General features: G+C 38.2%; 9 protein-coding genes. 6 read left to right on the top strand and 3 right to left on the bottom strand.

Annotated features, from left to right (window positions below; translation table 11 throughout):
* Positions 1-64: 64 nt before the first annotated feature.
* From RMX89_RS12895 to RMX89_RS12885, 3 genes are all read right to left on the bottom strand, one after another.
* Entirely contained in the window at positions 65-1,246 is a 1,182-nt protein-coding gene (locus tag RMX89_RS12895) for an aldo/keto reductase (RefSeq protein ID WP_322689207.1), read from the bottom strand.
* A 302-nt stretch (positions 1,247-1,548) separates the two neighbouring features.
* Positions 1,549-7,500 carry a non-ribosomal peptide synthetase gene (locus RMX89_RS12890; protein ID WP_322689206.1) on the bottom strand — a complete coding sequence of 1,984 codons (5,952 nt, stop codon included), beginning with the start codon at positions 7,498-7,500 and terminating at the stop codon, positions 1,549-1,551.
* A 251-nt stretch (positions 7,501-7,751) separates the two neighbouring features.
* A complete protein-coding gene (locus tag RMX89_RS12885) occupies positions 7,752-8,654 on the bottom strand; it encodes a methyltransferase domain-containing protein (RefSeq protein WP_322685410.1) in 903 nt (300 codons plus the stop codon).
* A 977-nt stretch (positions 8,655-9,631) separates the two neighbouring features.
* Between RMX89_RS12885 and RMX89_RS12880 the strand changes: the two genes are divergently transcribed.
* The 6 genes from RMX89_RS12880 (at position 9,632) to RMX89_RS12855 (ending at position 19,520) form a co-directional block, all read left to right on the top strand.
* Complete coding sequence (locus RMX89_RS12880) at positions 9,632-11,074, top strand: sugar transferase (RefSeq protein ID WP_322685411.1); 1,443 nt, start codon at positions 9,632-9,634, stop codon at positions 11,072-11,074.
* 214 nt (positions 11,075-11,288) lie between these two features.
* On the top strand, positions 11,289-12,722 hold the full coding sequence (locus RMX89_RS12875; protein WP_322689205.1) for an oligosaccharide flippase family protein: 1,434 nt from the start codon (positions 11,289-11,291) through the stop codon (positions 12,720-12,722).
* 97 nt (positions 12,723-12,819) lie between these two features.
* Positions 12,820-13,923: a glycosyltransferase family 4 protein gene (locus RMX89_RS12870; protein WP_322685413.1), complete on the top strand. Its 1,104-nt coding sequence runs from the start codon at positions 12,820-12,822 to the stop codon at positions 13,921-13,923.
* A gap of 10 nt (positions 13,924-13,933) precedes the next feature.
* Complete coding sequence (locus RMX89_RS12865) at positions 13,934-15,148, top strand: O-antigen ligase family protein (protein ID WP_322685414.1); 1,215 nt, start codon at positions 13,934-13,936, stop codon at positions 15,146-15,148.
* A 276-nt stretch (positions 15,149-15,424) separates the two neighbouring features.
* On the top strand, positions 15,425-16,621 hold the full coding sequence (locus RMX89_RS12860) for a glycosyltransferase family 4 protein (RefSeq protein ID WP_322671725.1): 1,197 nt from the start codon (positions 15,425-15,427) through the stop codon (positions 16,619-16,621).
* Positions 16,622-17,291: 670 nt separating this feature from the next.
* A complete protein-coding gene (locus tag RMX89_RS12855) occupies positions 17,292-19,520 on the top strand; it encodes a GumC family protein (protein ID WP_322671726.1) in 2,229 nt (742 codons plus the stop codon).
* Positions 19,521-19,718: the final 198 nt, after the last annotated feature.

Here is a 19,718-nt window from a genome sequence, read left to right as displayed (position 1 = left end):
GCATTGATAATTATCGTTTACTATTTACCATACGCCATAACCCATGCCCGATTTACGCAATTTATCAAGTGCGAGATAAACGTTTGACCTCTTCACCCGCCAACATCTGATGAGCTTGTTTCAGGAGTTGGGGGATTTTATCGGCGTAGGGATTACGGGTAAGAGATTTCCCTAAATCTAATTCATCTAGCCGATCGGCTTTGTTGCCGGGGAACCAGTGACCGCCATTGCCAAGCAGGTTATAGCGCATTTTAGCGTAGTCTACTAAATCGTAGGCGATCACTAAATTCCGCAGCCACAAAATCACCCGAATATTTACCTCACCAGGGGTTTCGTCAAAGGTTGGTAGATTTGTTTCCCAGGATTTTACCCAATCTTCTCCCAAAGTTGCGATCGCTTCTTCTTCCAATCTTGCTAAAATTGGCGGCAAAATTTCTGATGCTCGATCTAGTAATTCTAAAGTCTTTAGGTGTTCATCAAAATCTTGTGGTTTTGCTGCTCCCAAGCTCAGGGTATGTACCTCTTGATGGCTCAAACAAAACAAATCATTAAACACCATTGGACTCAACGGGGCACAAAGATTTACTAATTTTTGGGAAGGCTCATACAACAAACCTCCTTTATTAGATGGGCTAATAATAAACACCCCCATATCGTGGCGTTTAGCTGCTTCGATTGCCGCCCAATTCCATTGATTAATGTAGTACCAGTGCAGGTTTACGTAATCAAATTGATTGGTATTAATTGTCTGCACAATCATATCTGTCGAGCCATGTGTGGAAAAGCCAATAAATCTAACTTTTCCCTCTGCTCGCAACTGCTGTGCTACTTCCAAACAGCCGCCAGGACGGATGCTTTCATCTAACGACTCAGGATGATTAATGCCGTGCAACCCTAAAAGGTCAACATAATCTAGCTGAAGATTTTTCAAGGATTGTTCAAATGTCTCCCGAAATTCTTTCGCATCTGCCTTTGGATTGATTTTTGTCTGAACAATCAACTTTTCGCGGGGAAACTTGGGCAATATTCTCCCCAATTGCATTTCAGAAGTGCCATAACCACGGGCAGTTTCAATATGATTAATTCCAACCTCGACTGCCCTTCTAATAGTCGCTTCCAAGTTTGCCTGGTTATCAGCAGGAATTTCATGATTGGGAATATCCTCCCATTTGAACTGATATCTCATGCCACCGCAGGAAAACACTGGCATCTGTAATTCTGTGCGTCCAAATCTTCTATATAGCATCAGTGGATTGTGGATTGCTTACCAACTTAAAATCTAAAAACAATACTCATTCCAGCTTCTAGTGCCACAATCATTTCCTCTGTTCAATCTGTGACACTAGCAATATTCATCGCATTCTTAAATCGGTCAGGTCTTTTGGTTATTGGATTTTTACCAATATTCCAGTTCCACAGAATAATTATCTCACTCTAGTTACCACTAGCAAGCGTTTTTCTATTATTATTTCAAGTTTAGACCAAAAAATAGCAAAACAACCCAGCAGTGCTGAGTTGTGCAAAGGTGAATTCACGGAAAAGTTCAAATTAATTTTTTACAATCTGAGATTGTGCCTGAGTTAAGCAAGTTTTCAATTTTTCAGCTAACACTTTTACATGAGGTTCTTTAAGTATGTTAAGGTGAGATCCGGGAATGTAATGGATATCTAATCCTCCAACTACTACCTCGTCCCAGCCAAATTGAGGATCGTATTCTATACCTATAGCTTCGTCCCGATTTTTATCCTCTGTCCGCAAAAGAATAGCTCGACCAAGGTAAGGTGAAAAAATATAGTCGCTAAGAGCTTGAGTGTTAGTATCTATAATCTTTAAATGCTTGTCAGTTTCAGGTACATGAAGTACGTTTTCCAAGTAACGGTTATATGTATTTTGCAGTTCTTGTTTACGCCAATAACTCCATCTCACAACCTTTTGCCAAAGGTAGTTAGGCCCTTGCTGAACAATATTTTTTAAATGCAAAAAAACTCGTTTGAGAAATGGCGCTTGCCAGCTATAACCTGGACGACAACTATCAAGCATAACTAAAATGCCAACTTCTTCGCCTTGCTCATGGAGTTGTTTAGCCATCTCGAAGGCAACTGTACCCCCAAAAGAATAACCTCCGAGAAAATAAGGGCCATGAGGTTGAAGGGCCTGAATTTCTTGAATGTAGTGCGCTGCCATATCTTCAATGCGGGTATGGAAAGGATGTTTTCCATCTAATCCCCGTGGTTGTAATCCGTAAAATGGTTGTTCTGTTCCCAAATGTAATGCCAATTCACGGAAACATAAGACTTCTCCACCCAGCCCGTGAATACAGAAAAAAGGTGGCTTGGAACCGTTGGATTGAATTTCTACTAAGGATGACCAAGATTTTGATTGGTCTAAGGTATCTACTAAAGCCGAGTTTTTTGTTAAATCTTCTTCTTGGCAAATTATTTTGGCTAGAGCCTCTACAGTCCCTGACTGGAAAAGAATAGCAAGAGGCAGGTTTTTATTAAATGTCTTTTCAATTTGCCAAAACAGTTTTACTGCTAGGATAGAATGTCCTCCTAGCTCGAAGAAGTTATCCTTAACACCAATCGGTTGGACGCCTAAAATTTGTTCCCAAATCTGGGTTAACTGGCGTTCCACTTGGTTGCGGGGAGCAACAAAGCTTGCTTCTGGTTCTTGCCTTGATAAGTCTGGTGCTGGTAAAGCGCGACGGTCTACCTTGCCGTTGGGAGTTAAGGGCATGGTGTCCAGCGCGACAAAAGCCGAAGGTAGCATATACTGTGGCAATTTTTTCGACAGGAAGCTACGAATATCAGTAATTGCAATTGCTGAGTCTTGATTAGGTATAATGTAAGCCACCAAACGTCGATCGCCAAGAACATCTTCACGGGCAATCACTACAGTCTGGAGTACATCTGGGTGTTGGGCTAACACCGTTTCAATTTCCCCAGGTTCAATGCGTATCCCTCGGATCTTGACTTGATGATCTCGGCGACCGAGAATTTCTAGAGAGCCATCTGGACGATAGCATCCGCGATCGCCTGTATAATAAAGCCAATCCTGGCGATCGTTTCGAAAAGGGTTCTTGACAAACCGAGAACGGTTTTCTTCTTGGGCATTGATATAACCCAAACTGCGGAATGGAGTTCGGATTACAATCTCACCCGGTTCACCAATACCGCATGGTTGGTTATTTGATGTGAAAACCAGTGCTTGGGTTTGAGGCAACGGCGATCCTACTGGCTGTACACCTGGTGTACACTCAATAGGTACTCGGTAATAACACTTTGCCAAAGTTGTTTCTGTCGGGCCGTAGAGATTAACTATTTCACCAGATTCTGGAAAAGCATCCCGCCACCGAAGCACAAGGGTTTCCTTCAGAGGTTCTCCAGCCAAGAATAACCAGCGTAAGTTACGTAAAGAGACTCCTGACGGCACATTCGCTAACCATAATTGCGCCAGCGAAGGAACTGTATGCAGTACAGAAATTTGCTCATTTTCCAAATAACGCAGAATTCTCGTTGGTTCTAGGTTATCCTCTTCTTCTGGCAAGCATAGGGTTGCACCACTAGTTAAAGGTAAAAAGATATCTCTAAGAACGACATCAAAAGAAAGACCAGTTAATTGGGCAATGCGGTCTTGCTGATTAATTTCAAAGGTCTGTCGCTGCCAGTTCAGAAAATGCGCCAACCCTTTATGACACCCCAGCACCCCTTTGGGCACACCAGTAGTGCCGGAAGTAAAGAAAATATAAGCTGCATCGTCGTCAGCAATTTCAGGTAGATTTACGGTTTCAATCCTCTTTTGGGAATTTATCGCTTTTCCTGTGTCTGGGTTGACACAGATGCTAGTTAAAGACTCCCCTATATTTTCGTCTTCTGGACGCTGACCATCAATATATAATATGTATTTAGCTTTAGCTTCCTGTAGCATCAGGCGCTGGCGTTGGCTGGGAAGTTTCGGATCGAGGGTGAGTAGCACACCGCCACTTAAGAGTACGCCTAGCATACTGGCAATTAGCCCAAAGCTGCGTGTACCATATACAGCTACAACATCTCCCCGCTCTACTCCGTGAGATAACAAAACCTGTGCTAAGGTTTGAGCGATTTTGCCCAATTCCCCATAATTCCAAGTGCGAATTCCTTGACGAAGTGATGAATGTTCTGGGGTACGATTTACCCAAGAGGTAAACATTGTTGTCGTCAACTGATACTGTGGTTCTGGTAAAACCGCCCTTGGTTCTGGCAGCAAAAGTTGCGCTTTTGGTGTCACCAGAGAATATAAACTAATTTTCCTCTCTGGAGCAGCAACAATTTGATTTAGCAAGTGATGGAATTGATGAAGCATTTCCATCATCCGCTCGGAAGTAAACAGATCGGTGTTGTAGACTAAATCAAGTTGGATTCCTTGATTTTGTTCTGTAACGTAAAGGGTTAAGTCAAACTTAGAAGCTGTTTCTAGGATTGAGACTGGTTCGATAGCCACTCCAGATAGTTCTAGTTGGATGTCCCTTAAGTTGAGCATATTAAACCACACTTGAAACAGTGGGTTGCGACTGGTATCTCGCTCTGGTTGCAGTTCTTCTACCAGTTTCTCGAAGGGCATATCTTGATGGGCATAAGCAGCTAATGCCATCTGGCGAACTCGATTTAGCACTGAACGAAAACTGGGGTTGTCAGCAAAATCAGTCCGTAAAACAACGGTGTTAATAAAAAATCCAATTAACTCTTCAATCTCAGAACGGTTACGTCCGGCAATGGGAGAACCGATAAGAATGTCTTCTTGCCCAGTGTAGCGGTGCAGTATTGTCCCAAAAGCTGCCAGCAATGTCATGAATAGAGTGACACCCTCCTGATGCGAGAGTTCTGTGAGTGATGCACTCAAAGTTGGCGGTAGCATCAGAGATTGGGCTGCTCCTTGGTAAGTTTGCACTGGTGGCCGTGGTCGGTCGGTAGGCAATTCCAGTACAGTATTAGCACCTGCTAATTGGGTTTTCCAATAGTTAATTTGCTTAGAAAGTACTTCACCTGATAGCCATTGGTGCTGCCACACAGCAAAATCCGCATACTGAATGGGCAATTTTGCTAATGGAGAAGGCTTACTACTCAAAAAGGCTTCATAAAGGGCTATTAACTGCTGCCAAAGAATACCAATTGACCAACCATCTGAGGCGATGTGGTGCATCATTAACAAGAGTATATGCTCCTGCTCGTCTACTTGGAGCAAAGTAGCACGCAACATTAAGTCAGATTCTAAGTTGAAGGGGCGTTGAACCTCTTGATTTAGGAGAAATTCTACTTGGTCTTTTGTTACCTGAATGATTTTAAGTTCCACTGGCCGAGGCGTGCCAATTACTTGTATCGGGCTACCATCAGGTGATGTAATAAAGTTGGTTCGCAATGCCTGATGATGGACAACGATCGCATCTAATGACTGTTGTAATATACTCAGGTTTAACTTGCCCGTTAAGCGTTGTGCATTGGAGACAATATACGCTCGGCTGTTGGGTTCCAACTGCTCCAAAAACCAGACTCGCTGCTGGGCAAAGGATAGAGGGGCTGATTGCCGATTGGCTATTTGAGAAATGGTCTGATTTTGGGGGTCGTTTTTTGGAGTTTGGTTTTGGGTAATTGCTTGAGCTAAAGTAGCGATCGTGGGATTCTCAAATAAGAGTTGCAACGCTATTTCTATTTGAAAAGCTTGACGAACTCTAGACATCACTTGAGTGGCCAGGAGTGAATGCCCTCCCAATTCAAAAAAATTGTCGTGGATGCCTACTTGCTCCAAACACAAAACTTTCGCCCAAATGCCAGCTAAGACTTCTTCTGTCGAATTCTGAGGTGGAACAAAGTTATTTGACAGCCTAATATAAGATGTATCCGGTGCAGGTAAGGCGCGGCGGTCTATTTTACCGTTGGGATTTAATGGTAGGGTGTCCAAAAAGACAAAGAAAGCAGGCACCATGTATTCTGGCAACCGAGCTTCCAAAAAGCAACGCAATTCAGCTTGACTAGGAATTTGCTCTGGACTGGCAACAATATATGCTATGAGTCGCTTGTCTCCAGGCGCATCCTCTCTGGCTATGACTAAAGTCTGCGTCAGTGCTGGATGTTGAGCTAGTATGGCTTCAATTTCTCCTAATTCAATTCGGAAGCCACGTATTTTAACTTGGTGGTCAATCCGACCAAGGAATTCGATATTACCATCGCTCAAATAACGTGCTAAGTCCCCAGTTTTGTAAAGGCGTGCCCCAGGTTCAGAGCTAAAGGGGTCAAAAATAAACTTCTCTATGGTCAATTCTGGACGGTTAAGATAACCTCGCGCTAGACCAATACCGCCAATGTGCAGTTCACCTGATTCACCAATAGGCACTGGCTGCAAATTGTCATCGAGGATGTGAATCTCTGCATTGGTAATCGGACGGCCAATGGGTGCAATAGCATAATTAGTGCCACGTTGGCAACTCCAGAAAGTGGTATCAATAGAAGCTTCTGTCGGGCCGTAACAATTATGTAAAACATTGTCCAAATTCAATTGGGCAAAGAAGCGTTCTATAAGTTCGCCAGGTAAAGCTTCACCACCGCAGGTAATGTGTCTGATGAATCGGCAATTTTCAATTCCCTTCTCTTCTAATAAGACACGCAGGATAGAAGGTACTAAAGCCAGAACTGTGATTTGCTGCTCAGTAATCACCTTCACAAGATAGGCTGTATCTTGATGTCCACCAGGGCGAGCTATAAATAATTGCCCCCCAAAGCACAATGGCCAGAATATCTGCCACACTGAAGGATCGAAGCTAAAAGAAATAGTCAGTAAAACTTTGTCTGCGTGAGTTAATCCAAAAGTTGTTTGCTTCCAGTGGAGTTGATTGCAGATACCACGGTGAGGGATCATTACACCCTTAGGCTGTCCTGTAGAACCAGATGTATAGATTACGTAGATGAGGTTATCAGCTGTAGTTTGATTTACAGGATTTTCTTGACTGTTTTGGATATTCCCTTGCCAGTTTGAGTCGAGACAAACCACTTGTGCCTGATGCGGTGGTAAGTTCTTGACCAATTTTTCTTGGGTTAACAATACTGCTGTTTGGGTGTCTTCCAAAATAAAGGCTAAACGTTCTGAGGGATATGCTGGATCTAAAGGCACATAAGCGCCTCCAGCTTTGAGAATGCCCAGTAGTCCTATAATCATCTCTAAGGAGCGCTCCAGACATATACCCACAAGTACTTCCGGCCCAACGCCTAAAGAACGTAGGTAGTGCGCTAGTTGATTCGCCCGCTGGTTTAACTGTTGATAAGTAAGTTGTGTATTTTCGCATATTACTGCAATGGCTTGGGGCGATCGCTCTACTTGCATCTCGAACATTTGATGAATGCACAGATACTGATGATAAACTACTTGGGTATCATTTAATTCCTGTAAAAATTGAGTGTCGATAATGTTAGTTAAGGTATTTAAGGTAATCTTTTGCTTATATTCTTCTGATGTCTGACTATTTATCTGCATTTTCTATATTAAGTTCCAGTGGGCATAAATAATTAAAGGTTTATGACTAAAAAAGATATGAGCAAATACAGTTTCCAATCTCTAGAAAATAAGCAGAATACTATTAGTTATCATAGAACTGATATACAGCAATATTAAATGATACAGACGCTAGGAGCACACAGACATCTTGTGCACCCCTACTAATTATTTGAACTCCAAAGAATTGCAAACAGTTATAACACTTATCAAACTAAAAAGTTGCTTGCTCTTTAGTTTTTGACTATTACCAGTGCCTTCATTTCAGCATTGAGCAGAGGTTGATGATAATTTTTTTGGAGGTCTGGCACAGGTTTCCCATCTACAATAACTTTGTAGATTTTTGCATAGCAGTTGCTCGGTAAATTTTCAACAATTCTTGTTTTAAATGCATCAGGACTGTAAGTTCTAGCAAAGCCTTCATATGCACCCCATCCAGCAAAGCTTGCAGTATTGTCAAAAATTGTAATTGCTTTGTCAACATTGGGCTTCTGAATCCGTTTATTGTTCCAGATTTCTGCATATTCGTTAGTTAAAAATAGCGGTGCAATGACAAGTTTTCTGCCCACTTTCAATAAACGTACTGCCTCTTTAATAAACTTAATATCCAAATCATCTTGGAAATGCTCAAAAGAATGATGACAGCTAATTCCATCTAAAGATTCATCTGGGAGAGGGATCGCATCAATAGAGCCACCAATGTACTTAATTCCATCTGTGACTTTTCCGTCCAATAAGGAGTCTTGACAGTAAGCATTCAATTTGAACTCCGAAACTGCCATTAAAGCCTTTATATATTCAGCTTTCTCACCACCAGCAGCATCTAGTATTTCATCACCTTCTTTCAAATCTAATAGACTCATTGTCGTCAGATATTCAAGTGGCTTAGAATGGATGTAATCAAGCTGATTATATTTACTTAATACATCCGAATTTATAAAATCCCTATAATCTTTTTCAGAAAAATATAAATTGTTTATTTCTATTTGGACTTTGCCTATTTCCGAATCATTTGTTGATCGTAAAATCTTATTAACTTTTAAATTGTTTAGACGCAAATTTGTCAGCAAACGCCATTTTTTATTGTTTAAAAACCTGCCCAATCGATCTACTATATCTAATTTACTAGTCACCATACTTTTACCCTGTGTCTTATTGATTGAAATGAAACTCGAAATTATTGCAGTTTAATCCCAAAAATCAAATTTCTGTTTTATCGAATAAATACAAACACTTACACGTAATTATAAAGGTACATTATCCTATCTCAGTAAAATCTACTTGATGAAAGATAGTTTTTACAAAATCTTCATTTTGTCTCTAATTATATAAATTTAATGTAAAGTCATAATCTTATTTTTTTGGATAATTTAGCCAACCTTATAAAACTCAATTAAGTTTGTAACATCAGTCTTCTACTCTAAACTACAGTCTCATCTTAAGGTTGCTGCCCTTTTAAGACTTCATTTAGAAATGTCTATGAAACTGACTTAAGTCAGCAATGTAAAGTTTTATTACAAAAATCAAACTTTTAATGCATTTTATTATAAGTTATGTAATATAATTTTTAATCAGTAATTCTGCGTAAGAACAACAGATAGAATAAGACAACTTTATATTCAAAGCTGAATTAGTCTAAATAAATATGCTAGAGTGATTCCTGAGGTTATATCAATAATTCTATACCTCGAACAAAGAAGTGAAACTCTCCAAGATATCTGCGATATCCACGATCGAGCTGATGTATTAGTAACCTGGAAAATTATAATATTTTATTTTTATGTTTGCCTACTTGCTTGATTCTTAACATCCGCAGTTTTGTTTAATTACTAATAATCTAAATTGGTCAACAAATCCTTTTTTTTATTAAATTTGTACAGACTAAAATGTGATTATATACTGCAATCAAACCTAAATATCTCGTTAGTAAAACAGCACTCAAACCGACCTGGAAAATGTTTTTGATCGAGAACTTAAAGTTACTCTAAAGAAAATGATTAAGACTAAGACTAAAAATTCCAGGTTTATTTGTAAATAAAAATAGTGAAATAGCTAAATTGTCTTGTATTTTTAAGCTCCTATCAAATTTTACCTACACCAAGTGTTCCTACTCATGAGTAATCAAAGCATTACAACAAATAAATTCAGTGAAGCACCTTTGGATTTACGTGCATCGACGTTTGTCACAGTACGTAAGGGTTCGTGGTGGTTAAGATTAACAACATTATTCTTAGTAGACTGTACTCTTTTATTTTTAGCTTGGGTTTTAGCAGCATATCAATCTACTGATGGACACTTTAGTTGGTATATACCGAGCCATTATTTACCTATTTTAACAGCTATTGGGATTCAAATAGGATCGCTAGCTATCGAAGGAATTTATAGAGAAGGTCAAAAACGTTATGACTATTTCAATATTATCAAATCGCTAACTTTTGCTCATGGATTAATACTATTAGTTAGTTTTTTGTATAAACCAGTTATTGATATAACACGTCCAAAATTAATATTATTACCTTGGTTGCTAAGTGTATTTTTTGTTTGTACTGGTAGATATGCTGTAAATATTACTCTTGAATATCTACGCAAACAAAAAAAAATAGTTCGTTCTTCTGTTTTCATTATTTGCGATCCTCAGGATCACGAGCAGATAGAGAGTTTTATAAAAAAAGAAAAGCATTACATTATATCTGGAACTGCGAATGCCAATTCACTAGACAGATATCAGCGTCAGCAAACATTGACTCAGCTTAATCAACTAGGAGTGACAGAAGTTTTTATATCTTGGGATGCGCTAAAAAATAGAATGTTTTTGTGCTGGTTGTTTCAAGCATCTGGGATACAAGTACATATTTTACCGATGGAATTAAAACCAATTTATAAAAACGTACAATTCAACAAAATAGGAGGAATGCCTTGTTTAAGTTTGGATTGTCCAATAATTACAGGTAAAGATTTTTGGATAAAGCGTAGCTGTGATTTTTGTTTTGCAACTTTATTTGTAATGTTCTTATTCCCCATTTATATAGCTATAGCTATAGCTATAAAACTTGACTCTCCAGGCACAGTATTCTACAAACAAACGCGTATAGGTCTACATGGTCAACAGTTTAAAGTATGGAAATTCAGAACAATGAGGTCTGATGCGGAAAAGTTACAAAAAGAATTAGAAGCATTAAATGAAACAAAAGATGGGATTATCTTTAAAATTAAAGATGATCCTCGCATTACCCGTGTTGGGAAATTTCTCCGTCGTTACAGTTTAGACGAATTACCTCAACTTTTTAACGTTATCCTTGGAGAAATGAGTATAGTGGGACCTCGCCCTTTACCTACCAGAGATGTTGAAAAGTTTGCCGAACATCATTTTATTCGACATGAAATTTTACCTGGTATTACGGGTCTTTGGCAAGTCTCAGGTCGCTCAAACATTTTAGATTTTGAACAAGTGATTCATCTCGATATTAGCTATATCGAAAATTGGTCACTAAGGTTAGACTTTGAAATTCTCCTTAAAACAGTTATGGTGGTTTTGCAAAAAGATGGTGCTTACTAAAATAAAAAATCTCTAGCTGGGCAGCTATGATTAGAGAATTTACTTTTCGTATAAATCAATAAAATTATTGCAGTTTTCAGTTTAATTTGTGGCGGATTCAATTTAGATTTTTTTACATTACAGAGAGGATGTTCTAAAAAATCTAGCAGGATATATCCGAAAAAATCATGATGACTCAAAATGAAAGAATTAAGCTGAATTAAGAATTATAAGAATGGTAGAAAAGTACAAATTCATAAGTAATTCCTTCTCAATGATACTCAATCGGTTAGTACAAAGTGTTACAGCCTTTGTCTTAACCGCTTCGATTGCTCGTACTCTAGGAGCTGAGGCTTTAGGGCAGTATCTACTAGCATATAGCTACTATTTTATTTTTGTAGGCATTGCTTCACAAGGGCTAAAAACATTGTTCACTAGAGAACTAGCTCGTGAACCCCAAAAAACATCAGTCTATTTAATGAGTGGTACTTGCTTACAGCTAATATTTAGTTTTTTCAGTTATGGAGCATTGGTGATTGTAGTATTTTTACTTCCCTATAGTACTAAAACCTCGACTGTTTGTTACATAATGGGTTTAACGATCATCCCCTTTGCGCTTTCTAATATCACAGAGGCAATTTTTCAAGCGAAAGAAAAGATGCATCTGATTGCGATCGCTACAGTGCCAGTTTATATTTTACGCCTAATAATCATGATTTGGGCGATGCAACTAAAATATGGAATTGAATATTTAGGGGCGATCCTAGTTTTTTCTGAAACACTAATTTTAGTAATTGAATGGATTTTTATCGCTCGGTTAGTAAAAATAAAATGGCAAATCGATAGAAATTTTGTCTTTAATACAATCAAAAATGCGCGCACATTTTTTGCTATTGAAGCAATAGCTGTAGTAATTGGCAGAATTCAAATACTGATCCTTTCATTATTAGGAAACGAGTTTTTAGTAGGTTTATTTGGCGGAATAACACAATTATTACAACCGTTTTTGATTATTGCTAACAGTATGAGTTTAGCAATATTTCCAAGGCTTTCAAAAGCAGTAGAGCAAGGAAGGGAAAAGCAGAGGCAGATAGCTGAAAATCTTATCGAAATCCTACTAATCATCGCATTGCCCTTATTTCTTGGGATCTTATTGTTTGGCAAAGATTTATTAGTTTTTCTCTATAATGCTAGCTTTGCTGAAGCAAATATAGCTCTTACAATCAGCGCTGCATCACTTATTTTTTTGCCGTTTACCCGCTCACTGACTTATTTACTTGTAGCCAATGGTTTCGAGATAGTGAACCTACGTGAAGTAGTTATTACCAGTACATTAGGGAGCTTAGGAGGTGTGGTATTAGTTTCGCGCTATCAGTTACTAGGTGCAGCTTTAATGGTATTATTGATGACTATTTCTGGTTTTAGCCAGTATATTTATTTCACCTATACTCGTCTATTTTCATTAAATTTATGGCGAATTGTGCGCCGACCATTAATAATAACTATTGTAATGCTACCTATATTAATATTTTTACAAAAACTTAGTTTAAACTTTATATTAACTCTAATTATTGCAACTTGTGTTTATACTTTATTTGTAACTTATTTAGGTATTCGTGCATTTGGAGGGTTTCGGTTTTTATGGTTGAAATTGTTAAGATCGCAGTAATGTAATTAGTCTCAAATAAATTATTATTAACTCATAAATAAAAAAATATAAAAACTGATGAAATAAAGAATTTAAGAGGGAGGATATAATTGTAATTATGATTAAAGTTGCTTTATTACATTTTAGCTTTGAAGATTACACTATTGAATTAGCAAACAGTCTGGTTAAATATGTTGATTTAACGCTAATTCACCCGGAAAAAGTTTCAAATGTCTGTAGCAATGTTCTCGATCCCAACATCCGCGTAATTAGCTTTAAAAAACCACGGATTCGCGATCCACGCAACCTATTGTCGATGTACGCGATGATGCGTATTATCAAAGACATACAGCCGGATATCTTACATGTGCAAGAAACTAACGATCCTTGGTATGATTGGACTTTGTTACTCAACAAAATGCCGCCATTGGTGACAACTATCCACGACATATTCCGTCACCCAGGAGATAGCATGGCTGTATTCGGTTCAGAGTATACTAGGCGTATTGCCTTCTATCGTTCCCAACAATTGATTGTTCATACTCATCAACTAAAAAAGATTCTAATTGAACAATTTCGTATACCTCAAGAGCGAGTCAATGTTTTACCACATGGGGAACTTGGTAGTTTGTATCAGCGTCGGGGTAAGAAATATAGTCAGACTCGCGATCCAAATACGTTACTATTTTTTGGCCGCATCTGGCCATACAAAGGATTGAAATATTTACTTCAGGCTATGCCTTTAATTGCTGAACGTATACCTGAAGTCAAACTGATTATCGCTGGACGGGGAGAAAATATCAAACAATATTTCCCTAATGGTTATGATGAAAAACACTACGAAATTATCAATGACTTTATCCCCCTTGAAGAAGTAAGTAATCTATTTCAACGCAGTACGATAACAGTTCTACCATACATAGAAGCCTCTCAAAGTGGAGTGGCAGCCTTATCTTATGGGATGGGAACCTTGGTTGTAGCCTCTGAAGTAGGGGGATTAAGTGAGATAATTCAGCATAAAAAAGATGGTTTGTTAGTTCCACCTTGTGATGTTCAATCTTTAGCTGATGCCATTATTTATTTGTTAAGCGATCGCGATTTGCAACAACGTATGCAAGCTGCGGCATTAGCTCGCTGTCAGGAAGATTTAAATTGGTCAAATATTGCCGCTCAAACAGCTCAAGTTTATTATAAAGAACTGAATATGCAAAATAAATATTAGTTAATTTATTATGAAAAAAATACTAATTTTTGCTGAACAGGTATTCACAATTTTGAGCTTGCTGATGTATTCAGGGGCAATTTTTGTTGTTGTACTGTCAGGAGGAGCAGGGCAGACTGATTTAGTAGAATATGATAGCTCTGTGATTCGGATTATTTATTCTTTAATCTACTTAGTTACCTTAGTACTACTAATTTTGCGTTGGAAGAAAACTCTTTATTTCCTTAGGAAAGACTTTTGGCTTTATTCTTTAATTTTATTGTCAGCTGTTTCTATTATTTGGTCTTTTGAACCATCAACAACATTAAAAAATAGTTTTTCCCTGATTAATTCCAGTTTATTTGGACTATATTTTGCTTCACGATATAACTTAAAACAGCAGTTACATTTACTTGCTTGGAACTTTGCAATTATTATAGTACTCAGTTTTGTTTTTGCCATAGCTTTGCCTAAATACGGAATACAGAGCGATTTGGATGGCTCAAAGTGGCGTGGAGTATTCACGCACAAAAACGGTCTGGGAGCAAGAATGGTAACAAGTAGTATGACTTTTTTTATACTTGGTTATCAAACTCAAAGACGTAATTGGCTTTTCTGGGCAGGATTTGGCTTGTCAATAATACTCTTACGGCTTTCTGCTTCCGGTTCATCTTTAGTTAACCTATTAATCATAATATTGACATTTTTTGGTTTTCAAATTTGGCGTTGGTCTTACCAGTTCATGGTACCAACCCTAATAATGATAGCTACTATCGGCCAAAGCTTATATTTTTGGTTGTCTAGTAACGCGAATGTCCTGTTCAATGCAATTGGTAAAGATGCGACGCTGACGGGTCGAACAGAGTTGTGGCCATTAGTAATTGATAAGATTTGGAAACATCCTTGGCTTGGTTACGGTTATGGTGGATTCTGGCAAGGATGGAATGGCGAATCTGCCGATATTTGGCTTGCAGCTGCATGGACGCCAAGCCACCCCCACAATGGATATCTCGCTCTTTGCCTAGATTTGGGTCTTTTGGGCTTAGGAGTCTTCTTTTTTGGATTTTGGCGCAATTATCTGCAAGGATTTGCTTGGGTGCGTAGTAGCAAAACAGCATTTGATATTTGGCCACTTATACACATGACATATATACTTTTATCTAGCCTCACTGAGTCTAACTTAATGGAATCAAATAGTTTGACTTGGATACTCTATGTGGCGGCATCTCTCTCAGTCAAAATCTAAAAATCAGATGATTAATCAATATAATTGTAACCAGCTAATAACAGCAAAACTGATAGCTGTCATGATGTGTATATGCATATTTATTATTTAATCCAGTTTCGCCAAGTTATGAATATAAGTTCCATAAATAAGGTATATTTTAGACTTGACGACTGAGTGTTTTACTAAAGTAGCCTTTCACATTTACCCTGGCTATACCTATAAATTCAGGGTTTCAAGCATTTTTCCGAGTAAGTGAATAATTACTGACTAAACTAATTAAAAATTGAAATTATTATGGCATCACCGAAAAAAGTATTAATTATTGTTGAAAATCTCCCAGTTCCCTTTGATAGACGGGTATGGATGGAAGCAACTACTTTGCAAAAAGCTGGGTATGAAGTTAGTGTAATTTCACCTACGGGTAATGGCTTTGAAAAAGATTACGAAATTATTGAGCAGATTCACATTTACCGTCACCCTCTACCACCGGAAGAAAGTTCTGTCATTGGCTATCTCCGAGAGTACAGTTGGGCGATTAACTGGCAATTCCGTCTAGCTCAAAGGGTATGGCGAGAGCGTGGTTTTGATGTCATACATATTTGTAATCCGCCCGATTTACTTTTCTTGGTAGCAGCATGGTTTAAATTATTTCATGGTATATCTATTATCTTCGATCATCACGATCTCAGTCCAGAAATGTATGAAGCTAAGTATCGTCGGCGCGATATTTTTTATTATGGATTACGCTGGGCTGAACGCTTAACCTATGCCACAGCAGATATGGTAATTTCAACGAACGAGTCACACCGAGAAGTAGCTCTTAAGCGTGGGCACAAGAAACCAGAGAAAGTATTTGTAGTTCGTAGTGCGCCGGATCTTTCGCGCTTTCGCCGAATGCCTCCAAACCCCAATTACCGCAGAGGTAGAAACTACTTGATAGGTTACATGGGTGTCATGGGAGAACCAGAAGGTATCGATTATCTCTTAAGAATGGTATATTACATTGTCCACAAAAAAAATCGCTCTGATATTCACTTTATGCTAATTGGTAGTGGTCCTATGGCAGAAAAGCTCAAGGACTTATCCAAAGAGTTAGAAGTGAATGATTTTGTAGAATTTACAGGGTTTAAGCAAGGTGAAGAACTTTTAGAGCGGCTTTCCAGCTGCGACGTGTGTGTAGAACCTTCTCCAACATCTGCTTATAACGAAAACTGCACTATGAATAAAATCCTTGAATACATGGCAATGGGAAAAGCAATTGTCCAGTTTGATTTGCGAGAGGGAAGACGTTCTGCACAAGAAGCATCTCTTTATGCCAAACCTAATGACGAGGTAGAATTTGCCGAGAAAATTTTGGAACTTCTAGATTCTCCTGAACGTAGACAAAAGATCGGAGCCGAGGGACGACGTAGAATGGAGGAAATTCTTGAATGGCAATATCAAGCTCCAAAACTGTTAGATGCTTACGATAAAGTTTGGCAAAGTAGGTAGCTACTTTAACTTTCAGAATTACTATATTAAGTAGTAAGTGAGTTGAGTAATGAGTAGATGTTTATGGTCAAAAATTACAAAATGACTAAAGAACGAGTTTTTTACTTGACTTTGAAATTTTTGCTTTGGCTAAGATAGTTAATATGACAAGGAATCTAGCCGTATAATATCTAAGTAAAAAATCTATCTAAGTAAAAAATCAAGTCTTTGATAATCCAAAAATAAATTTGAATGAATATTAGTGGTTGATGGCTAATGCAAAAAAAATTTAATTTAACCTCTTGTTATTAAAGGGTTGATTTATGGGAAGGCAGTTATAGTTAGGACGTAGTTAACTCACTTGAAATCTCAAAGCTAATAAAGGTTTTGCTCAATAAAGGTACACACACTACCGTTATAGATTTGCACTCAATGGGGACTAAATTTTTCACTTAAATATATACTACAATACATTTCATTTAAGCACTTCTTGCTTCTTTTATTTGCGCCTTTGGCGGTTCGTTAAAAAAAGGATTTCGATAAAGAGTTAAGCTTTAACTGAACCGTATTCGTCTATACTATGTTTTATATTGTAAAATTATACATAATCAGTATTGTCAATTGCACTGGTTTGTGACTGTTATAAGTCAATTTTGAGTTTCTTGCTTAAGACCTGTACTTTGGAAGATTTATGTCAGAAAAATCTATGGAATCTAGAGAATCTATTGATTTAGACCTTAATCGTTACTTATTGATATTGAAACGCTGGTGGTTGCCTGCTTTCAGTATATTTGTGGCGACAGTTATTCTAAGTGCCATATCTACACAATTTCTGAAGCCAGACTATGAAGCAGAAGGAAAACTGTTATTCAGGATTCCCAGTTTTAAAGTAGCAGGCAATAATCTTTACCCTGATACCTCTGAAGGAGGAGAAGCAGGAGATCTGAAACCATTGGTAGCAACTCAAAATCCCATAAGCAGTCAGATAGAAGTTATTTCTTCCCCAGCTTTATTACAACGGACAATAGACAAACTACAACTAAAAGACAACGAAGGTGAACCTTTGGAGGTGAAAGCATTATTAAAAGCCCTGAACCTAAAAATTGTTGGTGGGACAGATGTATTGCGTATTACTTATAAAAGTCACAATCCTGAAGAAGCAGCAGCAGTAGTCAACACAATTATGAGGTTTTATTTAGAAAATGATATTCTGACAAATCGCTCTGAGGCAGGAGCGACTCGTCAGTTTATGGCCAAGCAACTTCCTACAACTCAAGCTGCTGTTAATAATGCAGAAGTAGCGCTACGTATATTTAAACAAAAGCATCAGATTGCAGATTTATCAGAGGAAACAAGGTCAGCTGTTGCGACTATTGGAAATCTAGACAATGAGATGAATACTGTCAAGGCTCAACTGGATGAGGTAAATGCCCAAACCAATCAACTACGGCAGAAAGTAGAGCTAAATTCTCAGGAAGCGATCGCTGTGAGTGCCCTCAGTCAGTCACCAGCAGTACAGGGAATTCTTACACAACTCCAAGAGACCGATCGGCAGTTAGCGGTTGAGCGCAGCCGTTTTCTAGATGATAACCCAGTAATTATTAACCTAGAAGCAAAAAAAGCGAATTTAAAATCTCTCCTACAACAGCAAGTTGGTCAGACTGTTGGCAATCAAACACAAGTTCCCCAGAGCCTATTGCAGATTGGAGAACTCAGACAAAGCCTGATACAAAACTTTCTGCAATCAGAAATACAACGTTTTGGCTTAACTCAAAGACTCTCGTCACTATATAATTCTCGTGCCAGCTATGAACAGCGGGTGAAACTCATACCCCAGTTGGCTCAAAACCAGCGGGAGTTAGAACGGAAAGTTGAAGTTGCAGAATCGACCTATCAAACTCTATTGAAAAAGGTTCAAGAATTACAGTTAGTTGAAAATACAAATACCCCTAGTTCCCGAATTATTGCTCAGGCTTTAGTGCCTGAAGATCCTACATTAACCAAAAAAATAATTGTTTTGGTGCTAGGAGTCATGTTCGGTTTGTTTTTTGCTACCACAACTGTACTTTTTCTCGCGATGAGAGATAGATCTCTAAAAACACTTAAAGAAATTAGAGATGTATTTGGATATACTTTGCTAGGAATTGTTCCTTTGTCTGTTAAAAAGCTTCGTTCCCGTGATTCCAATGCAGAATCTACGTCTCAAACAGTTGCCGTCAGAGATACTCCTCACTCTTTAACGAGTGAAATGTACCGGATGATTCAAGCAAATCTGAAATTCTTAAGTTCAGATAAATTGCTTAAAACCATTGTGATAACTAGTGCAATTCCTAAAGAAGGCAAGTCTACAGTTTCAGCTAATTTGGCAGCAGCGATCGCTCAACTAGGACGTCAAGTTTTATTAATAGATGCAGATATGCGAGTTCCTTCTCAACATCATCTCTGGCAATTAACCAATGAAGTTGGTTTAAGTGAGGTTCTCGTAGGTCAGGCTGAATTTAACATTGCCGTATCTAAGGTAATGGACAACCTTGATGTTTTAACTGCTGGAGTTAGGCCTCCCAACCCACTTGCTTTGCTTGACTCAAAACGGATGGCATCACTCATTGATAGTTTCTCATCCCAGTACAAGTATGATTTTGTAATTATTGATGCTCCTCCACTGCTTTTGGCAGCCGATGCTTTGACTTTAAGCCAAATGACTGATGGTATTTTGTTAGTAGCCCGACCCGGAGTAATTGATTCCAACAGTGCTAATGCTGCTCAAGAGATATTAGAGAGATCCAATTACAACGTTCTAGGTTTAGTAGTCAATGGAGTCATTGATAAAAATGAATCTAGTAGTTATCGATATCATTCTCACGAATACTTTAACCCAAGAGAGTTGAAAAAAGAGCTTAAGGGACTGGCGAAGAAATAAAGCTTCTAAAAAATTATTTTAGGAGTTACATCAAGTCCGGATAAATATTTATTAATAAAGACTGACGTAAAGACGCCAGAAGTTTTAAATAATAAGTAATTAACCGGACTAAGAATTATTTATATAGCGCTCCTAGATCGGATAAGATATATCTTCACTGTTTTGCTTCGTGGCTGTTGCTGGCCTTCTTGAATTGAG

The organism is Nostoc sp. DedSLP04 (genome assembly GCF_034530775.1).
Taxonomy (GTDB): Bacteria; Cyanobacteriota; Cyanobacteriia; order Cyanobacteriales; family Nostocaceae; genus Nostoc.
Note: the sequence above shows the minus strand (reverse complement) of the source record. Positions and strands in the feature narration are given on the sequence as shown.

Excerpts from the sequence above, each read along its gene's own strand:
- RMX89_RS12895 (WP_322689207.1), bottom strand. The coding sequence starts at position 1,246 with ATGCTATATAGAAGATTTGGACGCACAGAATTACAGATGCCAGTGTTT.
- RMX89_RS12890 (WP_322689206.1), bottom strand. The coding sequence starts at position 7,500 with ATGCAGATAAATAGTCAGACATCAGAAGAATATAAGCAAAAGATTACC.
- RMX89_RS12885 (WP_322685410.1), bottom strand. The coding sequence starts at position 8,654 with ATGGTGACTAGTAAATTAGATATAGTAGATCGATTGGGCAGGTTTTTA.
- RMX89_RS12880 (WP_322685411.1), top strand. The coding sequence starts at position 9,632 with ATGAGTAATCAAAGCATTACAACAAATAAATTCAGTGAAGCACCTTTG.
- RMX89_RS12875 (WP_322689205.1), top strand. The coding sequence starts at position 11,289 with ATGGTAGAAAAGTACAAATTCATAAGTAATTCCTTCTCAATGATACTC.
- RMX89_RS12870 (WP_322685413.1), top strand. The coding sequence starts at position 12,820 with ATGATTAAAGTTGCTTTATTACATTTTAGCTTTGAAGATTACACTATT.
- RMX89_RS12865 (WP_322685414.1), top strand. The coding sequence starts at position 13,934 with ATGAAAAAAATACTAATTTTTGCTGAACAGGTATTCACAATTTTGAGC.
- RMX89_RS12860 (WP_322671725.1), top strand. The coding sequence starts at position 15,425 with ATGGCATCACCGAAAAAAGTATTAATTATTGTTGAAAATCTCCCAGTT.
- RMX89_RS12855 (WP_322671726.1), top strand. The coding sequence starts at position 17,292 with ATGTCAGAAAAATCTATGGAATCTAGAGAATCTATTGATTTAGACCTT.